This window comes from Exiguobacterium sp. KJ 601, from assembly GCF_027161185.1.
Taxonomy (GTDB): Bacteria; Bacillota; Bacilli; order Exiguobacteriales; family Exiguobacteriaceae; genus Exiguobacterium; species Exiguobacterium profundum.
The window spans coordinates 1,023,337-1,037,171 of sequence record NZ_JADHZG010000001.1; the positions used below are offsets into that span (position 1 = coordinate 1,023,337).

The 13,835-nt window shown below is 48.0% G+C and carries 17 protein-coding genes; 12 read left to right on the forward strand and 5 right to left on the reverse strand.

All coding sequences use genetic code 11. The features are described 5' to 3' along the window. Positions 1 to 5 precede the first annotated feature (5 nt). From IRJ25_RS05210 to IRJ25_RS05220, 3 genes are read left to right on the forward strand one after another with little or no spacing between them, the layout of a single operon-like run. Complete coding sequence (locus tag IRJ25_RS05210) at positions 6 to 1,013, forward strand: thiamine pyrophosphate-dependent dehydrogenase E1 component subunit alpha (protein WP_370148335.1); 1,008 nt, start codon at positions 6 to 8, stop codon at positions 1,011 to 1,013. Next, entirely contained in the window at positions 1,013 to 1,990 is a 978-nt protein-coding gene (locus tag IRJ25_RS05215; protein WP_214781432.1) for an alpha-ketoacid dehydrogenase subunit beta, read from the forward strand. Before IRJ25_RS05210 ends, IRJ25_RS05215 begins: the two co-directional genes overlap by 1 nt. Positions 1,991 to 2,002: 12 nt before the next feature. Further along, complete coding sequence (locus IRJ25_RS05220; protein ID WP_269317871.1) at positions 2,003 to 3,322, forward strand: dihydrolipoamide acetyltransferase family protein; 1,320 nt, start codon at positions 2,003 to 2,005, stop codon at positions 3,320 to 3,322. Between the two features lie 39 nt (positions 3,323 to 3,361). Here IRJ25_RS05220 and IRJ25_RS05225 read toward each other — a convergent pair whose 3' ends face one another. The 3 genes from IRJ25_RS05225 to IRJ25_RS05235 form a co-directional block, all read right to left on the reverse strand. Next, positions 3,362 to 3,577 carry a hypothetical protein gene (locus IRJ25_RS05225; RefSeq protein ID WP_214781430.1) on the reverse strand — a complete coding sequence of 72 codons (216 nt, stop codon included), beginning with the start codon at positions 3,575 to 3,577 and terminating at the stop codon, positions 3,362 to 3,364. 20 nt (positions 3,578 to 3,597) lie between these two features. Beyond that, on the reverse strand, positions 3,598 to 3,972 hold the full coding sequence (locus tag IRJ25_RS05230) for a hypothetical protein (protein ID WP_214781428.1): 375 nt from the start codon (positions 3,970 to 3,972) through the stop codon (positions 3,598 to 3,600). 118 nt (positions 3,973 to 4,090) lie between these two features. Further along, positions 4,091 to 4,864, reverse strand: coding sequence for a sporulation protein (locus tag IRJ25_RS05235; RefSeq protein ID WP_159562450.1), 774 nt, complete (start codon positions 4,862 to 4,864; stop codon positions 4,091 to 4,093). Between the two features lie 99 nt (positions 4,865 to 4,963). Here IRJ25_RS05235 and IRJ25_RS05240 point away from each other — a divergent pair, with 99 nt between their 5' ends. The 8 genes from IRJ25_RS05240 (at position 4,964) to IRJ25_RS05275 (ending at position 10,706) form a co-directional block, all read left to right on the forward strand. Beyond that, positions 4,964 to 6,148: a class I SAM-dependent methyltransferase gene (locus IRJ25_RS05240; protein ID WP_264092618.1), complete on the forward strand. Its 1,185-nt coding sequence runs from the start codon at positions 4,964 to 4,966 to the stop codon at positions 6,146 to 6,148. 35 nt (positions 6,149 to 6,183) lie between these two features. Then, positions 6,184 to 6,612, forward strand: a complete 429-nt coding sequence (locus IRJ25_RS05245; RefSeq protein ID WP_012726551.1) for a BrxA/BrxB family bacilliredoxin — start codon at positions 6,184 to 6,186, stop codon at positions 6,610 to 6,612. Positions 6,613 to 6,668: 56 nt separating this feature from the next. Beyond that, on the forward strand, positions 6,669 to 7,010 hold the full coding sequence (locus tag IRJ25_RS05250; RefSeq protein ID WP_074036735.1) for a DUF952 domain-containing protein: 342 nt from the start codon (positions 6,669 to 6,671) through the stop codon (positions 7,008 to 7,010). Between the two features lie 182 nt (positions 7,011 to 7,192). Continuing rightward, complete coding sequence (locus IRJ25_RS05255; RefSeq protein WP_214781425.1) at positions 7,193 to 7,984, forward strand: transporter substrate-binding domain-containing protein; 792 nt, start codon at positions 7,193 to 7,195, stop codon at positions 7,982 to 7,984. A gap of 60 nt (positions 7,985 to 8,044) precedes the next feature. After that, positions 8,045 to 8,704 carry an amino acid ABC transporter permease gene (locus IRJ25_RS05260; protein ID WP_012726548.1) on the forward strand — a complete coding sequence of 220 codons (660 nt, stop codon included), beginning with the start codon at positions 8,045 to 8,047 and terminating at the stop codon, positions 8,702 to 8,704. After that, positions 8,701 to 9,423 (forward strand): amino acid ABC transporter ATP-binding protein, encoded by a 723-nt coding sequence (locus IRJ25_RS05265; RefSeq protein WP_012726547.1) that lies wholly within the window; start codon positions 8,701 to 8,703, stop codon positions 9,421 to 9,423. The genes IRJ25_RS05260 and IRJ25_RS05265 overlap by 4 nt, the downstream gene beginning before the upstream one ends. A gap of 30 nt (positions 9,424 to 9,453) precedes the next feature. Then, positions 9,454 to 10,128: a metal-dependent hydrolase gene (locus IRJ25_RS05270; protein ID WP_214781423.1), complete on the forward strand. Its 675-nt coding sequence runs from the start codon at positions 9,454 to 9,456 to the stop codon at positions 10,126 to 10,128. A 2-nt stretch (positions 10,129 to 10,130) separates the two neighbouring features. After that, positions 10,131 to 10,706, forward strand: coding sequence for an HD domain-containing protein (locus IRJ25_RS05275; protein WP_214781421.1), 576 nt, complete (start codon positions 10,131 to 10,133; stop codon positions 10,704 to 10,706). A gap of 40 nt (positions 10,707 to 10,746) precedes the next feature. On the opposite strand, the gene fadH is transcribed toward IRJ25_RS05275, so the two are convergent. Beyond that, a complete protein-coding gene (gene fadH, locus IRJ25_RS05280; protein WP_214781419.1) occupies positions 10,747 to 11,511 on the reverse strand; it encodes a 2,4-dienoyl-CoA reductase in 765 nt (254 codons plus the stop codon). 158 nt (positions 11,512 to 11,669) lie between these two features. Beyond that, complete coding sequence (locus IRJ25_RS05285; protein WP_251131627.1) at positions 11,670 to 12,740, reverse strand: N-acetylglucosaminidase; 1,071 nt, start codon at positions 12,738 to 12,740, stop codon at positions 11,670 to 11,672. 77 nt (positions 12,741 to 12,817) lie between these two features. Here IRJ25_RS05285 and IRJ25_RS05290 point away from each other — a divergent pair, with 77 nt between their 5' ends. Continuing rightward, entirely contained in the window at positions 12,818 to 13,807 is a 990-nt protein-coding gene (locus IRJ25_RS05290; RefSeq protein ID WP_031423375.1) for an aromatic acid exporter family protein, read from the forward strand. The last annotated feature ends 28 nt before the right edge of the window (positions 13,808 to 13,835 follow it).

Sequence of the window (13,835 nt, forward strand, 5' to 3'; positions counted from 1 at the left end):
CAAGGATGGAACAGATGACTGTAAACTCATATGAAGAGCTTGGTTTAACGAAACAAGATTTATTGGCGATGTACGAAACGATGGTACGTGCCCGCAAAATCGATGAACGGATGTGGAAGTTGAACCGCGCCGGGAAAATCCCATTCGTCGTCTCATGTCAAGGACAAGAAGCGGCGCAAGTCGGTGCGGCGTTCGCACTCGAGAAAGGAATCGACTACGTCTTGCCTTACTATCGTGATGTGGCGGTCGTCCTTCACTTCGGTCAAACATCAAGAGATTTAATGTTATCGGCATTCGCGAAAGCGGAAGATCCAAACTCAGGTGGTCGTCAGATGCCTGGTCACTTCGGTTCGAAAGAGCATCGCATCGTAACGGGTTCGTCTCCGGTCACGACACAAGTCCCTCATGCAGTCGGGATCGCACTTGCGGCGAAGATGAAAAAAGAAGAACTCGTCACGTTCGTTTCGTTCGGAGAAGGGTCTTCGAACCAAGGAGACTTCCATGAAGGCGCAAACTTTGCAGGTGTCCACAAGTTGCCGGTCATCTTGTTCTGTGAGAACAACAAGTATGCGATTTCGGTTCCGCTTACGAAACAGTTGGCATGTGAGCGCGTATCAGACCGTGCAAAAGGTTACGGCATGCCAGGTGTGACAGTCGACGGGACAGACCCGATCGCCGTCTATGCGGTCGTGAAGGAAGCGCGTGAACGTGCACTTCGCGGAGAAGGACCGACATTAATCGAAGCAGAAGTTGAACGTCTCGTGCCACACTCATCGGATGACGATGACAAAGCGTACCGTTCAGCTGAAGAATTGGCTGGGTTAAAAGAGCGGGATGGTATTCAATTGTTCCGTCAACGACTTGTGAACGACGGAATCGCAACGGCGGATACACTTGCTGAAATCGATGCACAAATCGATGCTGAAGTGAATGAAGCGACGACATATGCGGACAAAGCACCGTATGCATCGCCTGAATCTGCACTAGATTACGTCTATGAGGAGGAAAAATGATGAAAACGTTTATCGAAGCGATCAATGAAGCGATTCATGAAGAAATGGAGCGCGACGAAAACGTCTTCGTCGTCGGGGAAGACGTCGGCGTTCGTGGTGGTGTATTCCGAGCCACTCAGGGATTGATTGAAAAGTATGGAGAGGATCGTGTCATCGACGCACCGCTCGCTGAGAGTGCGATTGCCGGAGTCGGGGTCGGAGCTGCCATGTACGGCATGCGACCGATCGCAGAAATGCAATTCGCAGACTTTATCATGCCAGCAGTGAACCAAATCGTTTCAGAAGCGGCAAAAATTCGGTACCGTTCAAACAACGATTGGACGTGTCCGATGGTCATCCGAGCTCCTTTCGGTGGGGGCATTCACGGGGCACTCTATCACTCGCAATCGGTCGAGGCGATGTTCAGTTCGACGCCAGGTCTGAAAGTCGTCATTCCATCAGACCCAGTCGATGCGAAGGGGTTGTTGAAAGCAGCAATCCGTTCGAACGACCCTGTTCTTTTCTTTGAACATAAGCGCGCCTATCGTCTTTTGAAGGCAGACTTGCCGACGGACGAATATACGGTTGAAATCGGTAAGGCTGCGGTTAAACGGGAAGGTGACGATATCACGATCATCACGTACGGTCTTTGCGTGCATATGGCACAAGAGGCTGCGAAAACGCTCGAAGAAGAAGGGGTCAGCACGCACATCCTCGATCTTCGTACCGTCTACCCGCTCGACCAAGAAGCGATCATCGAATCGGTCAAGAAGACAGGTAAAGTGCTACTCGTGACAGAGGACAACAAAGAAGGAAGCATCATCGGAGAAGTGGCGGCGATTATCGCGGAGAAGGCGCTCTTCGAACTCGATGCGCCGATTGAGCGTTTGGCTGGCCCCGATGTGCCGGCAATGCCGTATGCACCACCGATGGAAAAATTCTTTATCGTATCCCCAGAAAAAATTGCCGAGCGGGCGCGTCAGCTCGCGGCGTTTTAAGGAGGCATCTCCATGGAACAAACGATTACTATGCCCCAACTTGGGGAGAGTGTGACAGAAGGAACAATCACGACCTATCTCGTCAAACCGGGAGACCGTGTGGAAGAATATGAACCACTCGCGGAAGTCATGACGGACAAAGTGACGGCAGAGATTCCGGCGACTAGCGCAGGAGTCGTCAAAGAGTTTCTCATTCCAGAAGGGGAGACCGTCAGCGTCGGGACACCGGTATTGACGATGGAAGTCGAGAGCGCGGAGGAAGCTGCAGTTGAGACGAAGACAGAACCGATTGCAGAAACGGCACCTGCAGAATCCGTCTCTAAGCAAGCTGTCGCCACTGCACCGAAAAAACAAAGTGGAAACGGTCGATACTCTCCTGCCGTCATCCGACTCGCCAATGAGAACGATATCGATTTGAATGAACTGAGCGGAAGCGGTCTAGGCGGTCGGATCACGCGGAAAGATATTCTTCGTTACTTATCAGAAGGACGTCCGGCATCGACTTCTGAGAAAGCGACACAAGCGCCTGTCCAAGAGACGATGGTACAGACGAAGTTGGACGTTCCGACTGAGGCACCACGTCCTGTCGTTGAACCGTCACAACCGGTCGCATCATCATCGACTTCATCTGGCCGTTATGAATCGATTCCGACAGCCGGGGTACGTCAAGCGATTGCGAACAATATGGTCCGCTCGAAGCATGAGGCGCCACACGCATGGCTCATGATTGAAGTGGATGTGACGAACCTCGTCGAAGCCCGTGCAAAGTTAAAAGATGAGTTCATGAAACGGGAAGGCGTCAAATTGACGTTCATGCCATTCTTCATGAAGGCAGCCATCGAAGCATTGAAGAAGTATCCGATGATGAATTCGGAGTGGGCAGGCGATCACATCAAAGTTCACCAAGACATCCATCTCTCGGTAGCCGTCGCGGCAAACGACGCCCTATACGTTCCGGTCATTCGCCAAGCGGATGAGAAGAATATTAAAGGACTAGCCGTTTCCCTTCAAGACGTGGCAACGCGAGCGCGTGAGAACCGCTTGAAGGCTGAAGAAATGCGTGGTGGGACATTCACCATCAACAACACAGGTGCGTTTGGTTCGATCCAATCAGCGCCAATCTTGAATTACCCACAAGCGGCAATCCTATCGGTCGAGTCGATTGTGAAGCGTCCGGTCTGGATGAACGGGATGTTCGCGGCACGCGATATGGTCAACCTTTGTATGTCTGTCGACCATCGTGTCCTTGACGGTCTCGTCGCAGGTCAGTTCTTACAAGCGATCAAGCACTCACTCGAGTCGATTGACTCGAACACATATACCGTATATTGATTAAAAAATGGAGGCGCCCCAGTAGGGTGCCTCCATTTCTTATGAGTTATAGCCAACGAATACCGTGAAAACGAAGCTTACGGCTGAGATCAGTAAGAGAAGGAATGAGAAAGACATGCCCATTCTGACGAGTCCTTTGGAGAGTCGTGGTTTGGATTTATATAGTGCGAACGCAAACATGAGACTGAATAGGCCGAGCGTCGTGAATAGTGTGAGTGGAATTGCTCGGTCGTAAAGAACTTGAAGTAGATCCAATGTAGAATCATCCTTTCTAATCATGCACCTTCGAATCGTCGTTGATGGACACGGTACGTCAATCTGCTGACTACGACGAACACGAGAAGGAACATCCAGTATATAAAAATATAGTTTAATGAAAATGCAGAAACCCCATCATGTCTGACCGAAGAAATCCAAAGCAAAAGGAGTGAGGTAGGGAAATGAATCAATATTACAAGATATGGCATGAACTTCATGAAGGATAAGGCGTTTGTCGACGGATTGCGCATGAGATATATGGCAATCAAACCAATCAGCACTTCGATTCCACCAAGGGTGAAATAGGCGAGTGACTCAGAAAGACTGGTCTCTAGAATCGGTAAGGCAAGCGTTGCAAGACCAAGACTCCCAATCATTACTAAAGCAAACAAGATGTAGTCACCTCCAGAAAAGGGTTGATTCCATATGTTCATTGTAAAAAAATGGATGCTTAAATTCAATACCTCAGAAAAACACGCCATTCATAGAAATGGCGTGTCGGTGATTTCCTTAAATCGATTGTTCAATCATCGATTCGATGTCGCGACGAACTTCAGCTACTGATAAACGTGCGGCGTCATAGCGTACACGATGAGTCGACTCGTCTGTTCCCGTCAAGTCAGCAAAGAGACTTCCGAGGTCGTGGACACTGCGGTCGACTTGAATGAGCAATTCGATGGCATCCTCGTCTTGTAGAATCACAACTTCTACCTCGTCTAACTGGCGACCGAATCGCGAACCGTTCGCTGAATACTCGAGTTCTTGGGCAATCGGAAGACGTCCCGAACGATGACGTGCCGGGAGCATCTCCGTGTCGGCTTTCTTCAAACGGAATCCGAGCTCGTCCATCGCATCTAATATGACTTGTTGAACTGCATTCGGTTGTACGGTGATCGCATCTTCATCTTTTGGATCGACGGCTTGGGCGATATCAAGGCCCGTTTCAATCCATGATTTCGATTGACTCACAGAGAGTGGCGTATTGAACGGGACGTTGACTGTGAACGGAATTTCTTTCACTTCTCCGGGACCAATCATAAACGGTGCTTCATTCAATAAGATTTTTTCAATCGTGAACGTCGAGTATGTCGACTTATCGTTCACCTCATGTTTATACAACGTATTGAAGAAGAGATAGATGCTGTCGACGGATTGTTCGACCGAACCGCCTTCGATATGGACGACTCCAGTGAGTTCTCCACCGGGTGAACAGTGGCTCTCATTCAAGCGTGTGTCGACTTTTGCGGCACCGATTCCGATTGATGATAAAATCTTTTTAAACATATGTGTATCCTCCTTTGACGTAACGTCGTCTTCGTGTAATAGTATGTACGGACAGGTGAAACGATATGTTTCAAAATTTCTAAAAAAGGATTGAATCCAGTGGAATATAAAGCGTTACAAGAGCGTCTCGCAGACGTCTTACAATCAAATCATCTCGTGTCGGCGACCATCAGTCAACCCCGTCAAAAATCTAGCGATCTCAGACGTGTCAAATTGAAACCGGTCATGCTACGAAATGCGTATCATATCCAGTTCGAGTATCAGTATGAGCGGGTGATGAACCATAAAAACTTGACACCAGATGAGGCCGTCACAGAAGTGAATGAGCTTCTCGAAACATTCCGACAAGGACAGTTTCAGTTAAAAGATTCCGACCTCCAGTTCCAATTATCGAAAAAGTTCAAAGTGACATTGAAAGAAAAGCAGACGGCTCAAAAAGAAGTTCAACTGAGCCACAATCGGGAAAAACAGTACGTGCTTCCACTCGACGAGCCAGTTCCGTTTCTCATTCGACTCGGCATTCAGTCAACGGACGGAAAAGTGAAGCGTCAAAAGTATGACAAGTTCAAACAGATCAATCGTTTCCTCGAGTTCATTGAGGATTCACTGAAATACTTGCCGGCAGACCGTACCGTTCGAATCTTGGATTTCGGGTCAGGGAAGTCGTATTTGACGTTCGCGCTCTATCATTTCCTTCATGAGATGAAAGGATATGACGTCCATATCACAGGGCTCGATTTGAAGAAAGAGGTCATTGAAGAGTGTGCATCGATTGCGAAAGACTTAGGATATGAACGGCTCGAATTTTTAGTCGGGGACATTAATGAATATGAAGGGGAAACAGCTGTTGATATGGTCGTGACCCTTCATGCATGTGATGTGGCGACAGACATGGCGTTGGCACGTGCCGTCCGCTGGGGCGCGAAAGTCATCTTGAGCGTTCCGTGTTGTCAAAAGGAATTGAATCGTCAAATTCAAGCGTCGAATTTAGACGTGATGCTCCAACATGGCTTGATCAAAGAACGGTTCGCCTCACTCGCGACCGATTCCATTCGGGCTGAACTGCTTGGACTTGTCGGGTATGATGCCCAGCTGCTCGAATTCATCGACCTTGAGCATACGCCGAAAAATATCATGATTCGTGCCTACTTGACGAACCGTCAGGCGAGCGCAGAGACGAAGGCACGTTACCTTGCTTTCAAACAGATGTTAGGGGCAGACCCGTTCTTAGAACGTGAATTGAGCGATAGACTTGTCCTCAAGGTAGAACAAGACGTAAAATAAGGGAGTACAGACGAAATGTCGAAAGGGGAAACAACATGGATTTTCAATTATATTTTCAAGATGTAGTCGAACAAGCGCGTAACGAAGTACGTGCTGCAGGATACACAGAGCTCACGACACCGGAAGAAGTAGACGGAGCACTGAAAAAAGAAGGGAAGACACTCGTCCTCGTCAACTCGGTTTGTGGGTGTGCAGGCGGGATTGCTCGTCCAGCTGCCGCATACGTCAACAAGATGGAAGGTGTGAAGCCTGACCATTTCGTGACCGTGTTTGCTGGTCAAGACCGTGAAGCGACAGATCGTGCACGTGAGTATTTTGAAGGATATGCACCGTCTTCACCGTCAATCGCACTTCTTGAAGATGGCAACATCGTGACGATGGTAGAGCGTAGTGAAATCGAGTCATCGACTGCTGAAGAGCTCGTCGACCAATTGCAAACATTGTTCGACATCTACTTCGCATAATCAAGCATCGGCGCAAAGGCACTGCCTTTGCGCTTTTGTGAAAAGGGGCAGGGTATATGGAACCAGTCATCAAAATCATGACGGAGGCAGAGTATATGATTGCCCTGTCACGCGGTGAGATCAATGAGCCGTCACTTCAATCGGAAGGGACGATTAAATGTTGTACGCCGCAACAGATTGGAAAGGTCGTCAAAAAGTCGTATTCGGGTGAAGCAGTCGTTCTCGTATCGTTACACGTCAACCGACTTGGTCAGCTGCTACATTATGAGTTGGATGAGGATGGAGAACGTTATCCACATGTGTATAGTGCCATCCCGATGACTTCGGTCAAACAGGTGCAACCGTATGGGTCACGCGACAATGGAACGGTCACATATTTCGCTTTCGAGCGAATGTGACCTTCTTTTTTGTATAATTTGCATGAATATACTTTACAAGTAATAATTATGTGTATATAGTGGTTGAAGACACAAGTCGGACAACTGATGTGTCATAGAACAGTTGAGCTACGTTCACACATATGTCATAATTTTTTTAAAAGTTCTGATAATTATCATTCAACTACGAAAGGGAGATGAAGATGAAAAAAGGTTTTCTAGCATTATGTTTAGCAGGACTGGCCGCGTTCTCAGTCGCGTGTGGGGCAGACGTGAACGAAGGAGGATCGACATCGACCGATGGTGAGGATGACAAAGTCATCGTCATGGGTACAAGTGCCGATTACTTCCCATATGAGTTCGTCGATACAGCGAATGGTGACGAGATTGTCGGATTTGATATCGATATCGCCAAAAAAGTGGCAGAGAACATGGGATATGAATTGAAAATTGAAGATATGGATTTCGGAAGCTTACTTGGAGCCCTCAATGCAGGTCGAGTCGACTTCGTCATGGCGGGGATGACTCCGACAGAAGAGCGTAAAGAAAATGCCGATTTCTCAGATATTTATTTCACAGCGGTGAACTTGATCTTGTCAAAAGATGATTCGCTTCAATCACTTGAAGACTTGAAAGGGAAAAAGATCGGAGTCCAGCTCGGTTCGATTCAAGAAGGGATTGCACAAGATCAAATCACAGATGCTGAGATTGTTTCATTGAACAAGATTCCTGAGATCATTCAAGAAATCAAGACAGGACGTATTGACGCGATGGTCATCGAAGATACGGTAGCGAAAAAATACCTCGAGCAAGATAGTGAATTGACGACATTTGAAATTGTGGACGAAGAAGAAGCAGGTTCTGCTGCTGCCTTCCGTAAAGATGATGATCTCCGCGATCAATTCAATGAAGAATTGAAGAAGATGATCGACAGTGGAGAAATCGAAGAGTTAGCACAGAAGTGGTTTGAAGAAGAGGCTGCGCCAGCCGAATAATGATTCGTACGAGGCTGACTGAAGATGAATCGGTCAGCCCTTTTTTAGGAGGAACTCACTATGGATTTTAGCCGGATTTATGATTCGATCCCTTATATACTTGAGGGGATTCCAGTCATGTTCCAAGTGGTGATCGTCTCGGCATTGATTGGGATCTCACTTGGGATTGTTGTCGCTACATTAAAAATTGTCCCAAATCGTCTGATTAACTTTATCGGACATGCTTATACGGCGGTGTTCCGTGGGACACCACTCATTTTGCAACTCGCCATCATCCACTTCGGATTGCCGCAACTGACGGGATATATCACGACACCGTACCAGTCAGCGGTCATCGCCTTCTCGCTCAACTCGGGGGCGTATATTTCAGAGATTATTCGAGCGGGTATCCAAGCAGTAGATAAAGGACAGTGGGAGGCTTCGGATGCTCTTGGTGTCCCGTATGTCAAACAGTTACGTTCCATCATCTTGCCACAGGCGTTCAAGAACATCTTGCCTGCTCTTGTGAACGAGATGATCACATTAACGAAAGAGTCTGCCCTCGTCTCGACGGTCGGGGTGCTCGATATCATGCGTCGTGCGCAAATCGTCGGTGGGCAGAAGGCAATCTACTTCGAACCGCTTCTTTTCGCCGGTGTGATATACTTTACGATAGTGATGATCTTGACGTATCTTGGACAACGTCTAGAAAAACGGTTAAGAAAGAGTGATGGAAGATGATCGAAGTAAAAGACCTACACAAACAATTTGGTGACTTAGAAGTGTTAAAAGGAATCACGACGACGATCGAGCGTGGTGAAGTGGTTGCTGTCATCGGACCGTCCGGGTCTGGTAAATCGACATTTCTACGCTGCTTGAACATGCTTGAGATTCCAACGAGCGGTACGGTCAGTGTCGACGGATTCGAGCTCACGAAAAAAGGAGCGAACGTCGCGAAGGCGCGTCAAAACATTGGGATGGTATTCCAACAGTTCAACTTGTTCCCTCATATGAGCGTATTGGACAATTTGACGTATGCACCGATCAACGTCTTGAAAGTCAGCAAGACGGAAGCGCTAGAACGTGCGAAGAAATTACTGGAACGTGTCGGCCTCTCTGAGAAAATCGACGCCTATCCGAGCCAACTTTCAGGTGGACAAAAACAACGTGTCGCCATTGCGCGTGCCTTGGCGATGGAACCGAACGTCATGTTATTCGATGAACCGACATCGGCACTTGACCCGGAGATGGTCAATGAAGTACTTGATGTTATGAAAGGATTGGCCGAAACGGGAATGACGATGGTCGTCGTCACACACGAGATGGGCTTTGCCCGTGAAGTGGCAGACCGTGTCCTCTTCCTCGACGAAGGCATCCTGATGGAAGAAGGAAAACCGGCTGACCTGTTATTAAACCCGCAAACAGACCGGGCGAAACGTTTCTTGGAGAAAGTGTTGTAATCTGATTTCACATGGGAAGGATGAAAGCAAATGAACATCACGTACTACGGACATGCGACGGTAGGGTTTGAAATTGATGGTGTAAATGTGTTGATTGATCCGTTTTTGACGAGCAACCCGCATACAGACGTGGATCCATCCACGCTACGCCCAGACTATTTGTTGCTCACACATGCTCATTTCGATCATATCGAGGATGTCGAATTGATTGCGAAATCGTCGGGTGCGACGATTGTGGCGACACATGAACTCGCAACGTATTACGAGAAAAAAGGCTTCTCTGTTCACGGGATGAACATCGGGGGAGGTCATGCCTTTCCGTTCGGACGCGTCACGATGACGCAAGCGTTCCACAGTTCGAGCTTTGACATGGGGGATACACCGGTCTATATGGGGATGCCTGCCGGATTCATCATCGAGACGAACGAACTGACGGTCTACCACGCTGGAGACACGAGTCTCTTCTCAGATATGAAGATGTACGGAGAACGTTTTGAAATCGATGTCGCTTTCCTTCCGATCGGAGACAACTTCACGATGGGACCGACAGACGCATTAGATGCGGCGCAGTGGCTACAAGCGAAACGTGTCGTTCCGATTCACTTTGATACGTTCCCGCCGATTAAACAAGATGCTCAGGCATTTTGTGACCAATTGCACCGTCGAGGTCTCTTGATTGAACCGAATACGACGATCGAGATTTGAGTGTGGACGTGATACAAGCGACGAGAAAGTTCGTCGAAACGATTCATGCAAATGATCAGACGGGTCATGATATTGCCCACATCGAGCGGGTCGTTCGACTCGTAAAGCGCTTGATGGAAAATGAACCGGTCGATCGAACGGGACTTCTGCTAGCCGCTTATTTACATGACGTCGAAGACCATAAGCTCGGTCGTCCAAAAGGGCTCGTCAAACAACATTTGGCTTCTCTTGACATCACAGAGGAGCGAGCGAGTTTCGTGGAAGCGTTGATTGATGAGGTTTCTTTTTCAAAAGGCATGACACCAACGACTCGGGAAAGTGAAATCCTACAAGATGCCGACCGCCTTGATGCGATTGGGGCCATCGGTATTGCGCGAACGTTCCAATTCGCGGGTTCTCGCGGTACACCTCTTGATTTGTCAGAGGATAGTGCGATTCAACATTTTCAAGATAAGTTATTGAAGTTAGCGTCGATGATGCATACGAAAGAAGCGAAACGCTTGGCACATTCACGTCATGTCTTCATGGAAAGGTTCTACAACCAGTTTCATGAAGAATGGGACGGGATGGATACATGAAAGGGACGACCGATTGATTTCGGTCGTCCCTTTTTCTAGGTTAGAATGGATGTTTGTTGAGCCAATGTCCACCGTCTAATGAAATACAATCTCCGTTCAAATAGCGCATTTCGTCTGATGCCATCCAGTAAGCGAGGTCCGCGATTTCTTCAGGTGTCCCAAAACGTCCGAGCGGGACGTTACGGCGAATGCGCTCCACTTCCTTCACATGGGATACGAGCTTTTCAGCACCGCCGGTCCGTTCAATCGGTCCGGGACTGATGGCATTGACGCGAGCGCCGAATTGATAGCCCCATTCAACTGCGAGCGTTCGCGTCAAGTTCAAGACGCCTGCTTTCGCTGCCGCACTCGGTGCGACACCAGGTCCTGCCTGCCATGCATATGAGGCGACCATATTAATGATGGAGCCGCCACGGATTTCATCTGCTTCCCAATGTTTCCCGAGAACATGGGTGCAGTTGAATGTCCCGTTCAAGACGATGTCGATGACACTTGCCCAACCATTAGGAGATAAATCAAGGGTCGGACACACAAAATTCCCGGCAGCATTGTTGACGAGTGCGTGTACAGGTCCATAAGCGGATACGATGTCAGCCAGTGCTTTCGCGCATCCTTCATAGTCACGAACGTCATGTTGCACACTCATCGCCTGACCCGCGTCGATTGAATTCAATTCGTTCATCGCTTCTAGTAGTCGTTCCTCGTTTCGACCGCTGATAGCGACGTTCCATCCTTCCTGTTTAAATTTTAATGCCATCGCTTTCCCCATGCCGGACGATCCCCCGGTAATCCAAATCGTTTTCATCTTAATTCCCCCTCAGAAATGAATGGTCGTTCATTTATAGTATTCGTCTTGCGATGCGAAAATCCTCTAATAAGATATTGATTCATGTTGAATCATTTCTTCGTCCTGAAACGTATACAGACGTCAAGCAGCCCGACTCGTATAAGCCGGGCTGCTTTTCATTGAATTTTTTTCAAGTACTTCAAACCGAGTTCACGGTCAATCGTGTACATTGTACCAGCAACTTTCTCGCCCCAGTATGGATCGGATGCATAGAAGATATTGATGCCTTCCTGCTTGTTCCCGGGATAATCGCCACGAGCGTACGGCCCTGTGACATATTTAGTCGCAAACAATTCAGCAGCAGCTTGTACGCTGGCGTCAATTGTTTTAAAGGATGTCGCATTCCCGCTCGGGTCGTCATCTGTCGCGCGGAACCCAAATAGGTTCCGCTTGTCTCGAGCGATATCGGACGTTCCAAATCGGGACTCATGCCCGGCAACCGCCAGCAGGAATAAGGCATTGATGTTATACGTATCTTCTGCCCGTTTAAAGGACTTGCCTTCCCCAGCGAGTGGTGAATCGATGGATTTTAAATATTGATCAAACTCGTCAGCCGAATATGGGGATGACGTGCGAATCGATGCAAATTGATAAGGAGAATCGAAGACGTCTTGGACACGTTCTGTGTAAAAACGGTCATCCGAGTTTTTTTCTGTCGGACCTACAAGGAACGTACCGGCGAGATTGGCGTTCGCTTCCACCGTATGGTAGACGTCACCTTCTCGAATCTCGTAAAATCCACGTCTCTTCACAACTGCTTCAGGAAATAACGCCATTTGATCCGGTTTGACATACACATCCGCCCCGGAGATACGTACTTTAAGATGATCGTCTCCGCGTTCAATTAGTTGAAGTCTCGTGCCACCAGCGACATAGGATTGTCGTGTTTTAAATGATGCATCTTTATATAAGTTTGTGATAGCATCACTCGGAGTGACGACGACTCCGGTACCTGTAAAATCGAGTACTTCTCCAGAGGGGGAGAACAATGTCCGGTTCTTACCGGCCGTCATGTATCGTTTTGCTTCTGCGAGAGATTCGAACGACCTCGTGACACGGTCGCCATTCGTCACCGTTTCGACGGTATAGGTGTCTTCACGGGAAGATTGAATCCATAAAAAGGCTGCGATGGCGAGACTAAGTGTCGCAATCATCGGCCAAACCTTAAGTCTTTTCTTTCGTTTCAATCAAATCACTTCCAAACTTTTGAATTGCCAAACGAGTTGATTTAGTCAACAATTTGATGGAGAAGGGGGAAATTAGTATGAAAATTGGAACGCGGACGTTAAAGACCGCGGTCGCAGCAGGTATCGCGATGCTCATTTCCGAAACAATTCATCTCGATTATTTTGTATTTGCAGCCATTATCGCCATTTTAAGTATTCAAGAGACGCGTAAAAAATCGATTCGCGCCTCCTATGAACGAGTCATGGCAAGTCTTCTCGCCATCGGAATGGGTGCGGCGATGTTCACGCTACTCGGCTATTCACCGGTGACGCTCACACTTTATTTTGTCATTTTCATTCCACTCGTACAACAATTGAAACTGCAAGATGGGCTCATTACAAGTGTCGTCATCTTGACCCACCTCTACACCGAAGCACAGTTTTCACTCGAGTTATTTATCAATGAGCTATTGCTCATTGCAATCGGTGTCGGTGTCGGGCTCGTCGTCAACATGTATATGCCGACGCTTGACCGTGAGATTGAACGGATTAAAGAGAATATCGACCGTTCGCTTGCTGTTCTGTTTTATGACGTGGCGGCATGTGTCGAGACGGGCGTCTATAACAATCACTCGATGATGCTCATCAAGACGCGGGACTATCTGAAAGAGGGGAAAGATTTGGCTCTTCGTCGTATGGGGAACTCAATCGGAAAGCGAAACGAGGACATGGACTATCTATATTTCCGAATGCGTGAACGACAGTATGATATTCTCAAACGAGTCGCTGATAACGCCAGAGAAATCACGATGGTCGTCAATGAAGCGAAACCGGTCGCGACGTTTTTACGTCGAGTCGGGGACCATGTGAACGAGCAGGCCGATGCCTCTGTCTTTTTACAGGAGCTAGAAGAGATGATTGAGCATTATCGAAAAAACGTACCTCTCCCCACGACGCGTGAGGAATTCGAGGTACGCTCATCCTTATTAAATATTTTATCAGATGTAAAAAGTTACTTGATCTTGAAAGAGCGATACATCTTGCTCTTAAAAGAACATGGTCATGCTCGAGAGAAACGTGCTGATTAAAAAGATTGAGACGATGACGACGACGCCG